The organism is Microcystis sp. M_QC_C_20170808_M3Col, assembly GCF_007095505.1.
Lineage (GTDB): Bacteria > Cyanobacteriota > Cyanobacteriia > Cyanobacteriales > Microcystaceae > Microcystis.
Genome location: NZ_SFBY01000079.1, coordinates 1 through 2,890 on the forward strand (window position 1 = coordinate 1; position 2,890 = coordinate 2,890).

Here is a 2,890-nt window from a genome sequence, read left to right on the forward strand (position 1 = left end):
GATAATTGACCACTGTTACATTTGGTAAATCGAGGAGTTGATCAAAATTTATCCACATAACCCACCTCCTGTTCTGTGTTACTATTATACCATGCTCACACAGAACCTAGAAGAGCCGCTTGTCGTGTTATTGGAGACGACGAACAGGCAAAATCTCGCACATTTATGGATTTTACAATAACTAAAGGTATATCCGAAGATAGCAAACACCGTGTTTTTTATCTCGATCCCTATCCTTTTAAAGAACCAACTATCACTTTAAATTTTCGTTCGTGGACATATAATTTATCAGAGGAGGATAAAAATCAACTCCAACAATTACACGAAAATGGAAAAGATAAGGAATTAGGAAGTAAATTGAATACTCTTGTTAAAGAGTGGTGGAAACAAAACGAACATAATATCAATGAAGACCCAGCAATTACTGCCATTATCAAGCCTTATAATTCAAAAACTAAACCGATTCCAGAAAAATCAAAAAATGCAATTTTTTGGTATAAAGAATTAGCGAATTTTCAACCTAATCCAATGCAGGAAGAAGTCTTTCAAACAATGGTTGAAACTCAACATCCAGCTTTTATCCTTAAAGCTCCTACAGGAGTGGGAAAATTTGAAGCGATTATTATTCCCTTTTTAGCTATGCTATCTACAAAAGAAGATAGACATCGCCTGATTATACCCCTACCTGCACGAAGTTTGTTAGAAGATCAAAAACAGAGATGTGAGAAATATTTAAAACAATTTTCACTCTTACACAAGGGACGTGAAGTGTCTTTGGTGATAGATACGGGAACCGAAATGAATCGATATGTTTATCTAGATGGAGAAGTTAAACCTAGCAATAATTCTCGAAGACATTTATACAAAGGAGATATTATTTTAACAACGATTGATAAATTTATATATCGATACTTTGGCTATGGTGATAAGCAAAAATCATTCATCTTTCCCTATCGAATTCATCATGGTAATACACTGATTTGTTTTGATGAAGCTCATACCTATGATGATATTTCGTTTACTAACTTTTGCAGTTTGGTTAAAGCTTTGTATGAAGCAGGACGCTCGCTTGTTTTAATGACGGCAACTTTATCACAAAATCATCTGGAAAGATTGGATTATCTTGCAGATAACGTGATCGATTACATTGATGTTCAGGACAATCTAGAGAAGCTAAATAATTTTTACAAGCAAATTTTGAAGCAAGACTATTCTAATTTGAAACAGTTTAAGTGGGTTAATGATATTGCTTATAATCTAAAAAATTCGAGAAATTTTCAACAAAAGTTGATCTCGATCACCCTTGAAGAATGGCACTCTAATCCAAGTCATCGGATCATCGTTTCCGTGGAAACTGTTAAAGATGCGATAGAGATTTATGAAAAAATAAAACAGACATTAAACATTAAATATTCAGAACAAAATGAATTTTTGTTTCTCTACCATGGTCGTTTGTCAGATATTCCCAAAACTTCACATTATTCTCGAACTAATCTTTATCAAAGATTAAAAGAGAGAGATGAAAATGACCAAGCTTATATTCTGGTTACTACCAGTGCGATCGAAGTTGGCTGTGATTTAAATAGTACCAGATTGATTACTCAAATGTGTAACCCAGAAAGTTTAATTCAACGAGCGGGACGTTGCAATCGAAAAGGTGATGTTGAAGATGCAAAAATTATCGTCGTTGGCAATAATATTCCAGAATTTGTCAATACCTTGAGCGAGACAGAGCTAGAAGATTATCAAACAACCCTTAATGACTTGCACGCTCAAAACTTTGATCCGAAAGCGATCATGAATTGTGTTTCTACAAAACAGACAATTGATGATTATCGAGTTGTTGAGCTTTTTTCCCTGTTGCAAGACTATGTTTATAATGCCGATCTCACTTGTCAATCTGCTCATGAAAAAGGATTAGTAATCACCCGTAGCTGGACTCCATCCGTTACCTTGGTATATGATGACGGTAAGCAGGGTGATAATCTAGAAAAAATTGTCAAAGAATCTCCTCAAATTCAAGTTCCGATTGATCGTTTGATTCTGAAAAAAAATGATGAAGGCAACTATATAAATCAGTATGCTAATGTGGATGTTTACGAATGGATTTACGACAAGGAAGAAACTCGATATAAATTAGAACCATTAAAATATTGGGGATGTGCATACAGTAAAGATATGGTGATCAAAGTCCGTGCAGTTCAGGAGGGAGCCATATATGATTCTTTTGAGCCTTATTCTTATGATCATGAATTAGGGTTTAAAGACTTGCCTGGAGTTTTTATTAAATGGAGATCAAATGGCTATCAAGAAAGACTTCAGTATAACCCCACAAAAGATAGATCAGTAGTGATTAACTACACTAAGGCTCTAACACAAGATTGATTTTTATCTTGTGCGGGATATGTTCACTACACTAGAAACTATATACCATGACTCTTATCTCTTCTAAATCCCTCACATTACCAGAATTTCTATCGTTACCCGATGGCGATATTACCTATGAATTAGTCGATGGAGAAGCGCTCCCGAAAATGTCACCGAAATTCTTTCATTCTCGTTTAACTGGTGCTTTATTTCTCGTACTCGATCGCTGGAATCAAGGACGGGGAGAAGTGGGAATCGAATGGGCGATCGTCCTAAGCAAAAACAATCGAGATTGGTGTCCCGTTCCCGATCTCCTCTACATTTCCCCCGAAAGGTTAGGAGACATTCCCCTCACCGATGAAGCTTGTCCCGTTCCCCCGGAATTAGTCATCGAAATTATTTCCCCTGAACAATCCTTCAGCAGCCTGAGCGAAAAAGCCGTGGCCTACCTAAAAGCGGGAGTCAGTCGCGTCTGGATCGTCGATCCCCGGGCCAAGCAGATCACGATTTTCTATCCCGACGC

The 2,890-nt window shown here is 36.7% G+C and carries 2 protein-coding genes; both read left to right on the forward strand.

Annotated features, from left to right (window positions below):
* The first annotated feature begins 165 nt into the window (after window positions 1-165).
* Entirely contained in the window at window positions 166-2,385 is a 2,220-nt protein-coding gene (cas3, locus tag EWV84_RS04075) for a CRISPR-associated helicase Cas3' (RefSeq protein WP_287076609.1), read from the forward strand.
* A gap of 47 nt (window positions 2,386-2,432) precedes the next feature.
* On the forward strand, window positions 2,433-2,890 hold a 458-nt coding region (locus tag EWV84_RS04080), incomplete at its 3' end, for a Uma2 family endonuclease (RefSeq protein ID WP_287076611.1).

Excerpts from the sequence above, each read along its gene's own strand:
- cas3 (WP_287076609.1), top strand. The coding sequence starts at position 166 with ATGGATTTTACAATAACTAAAGGTATATCCGAAGATAGCAAACACCGT.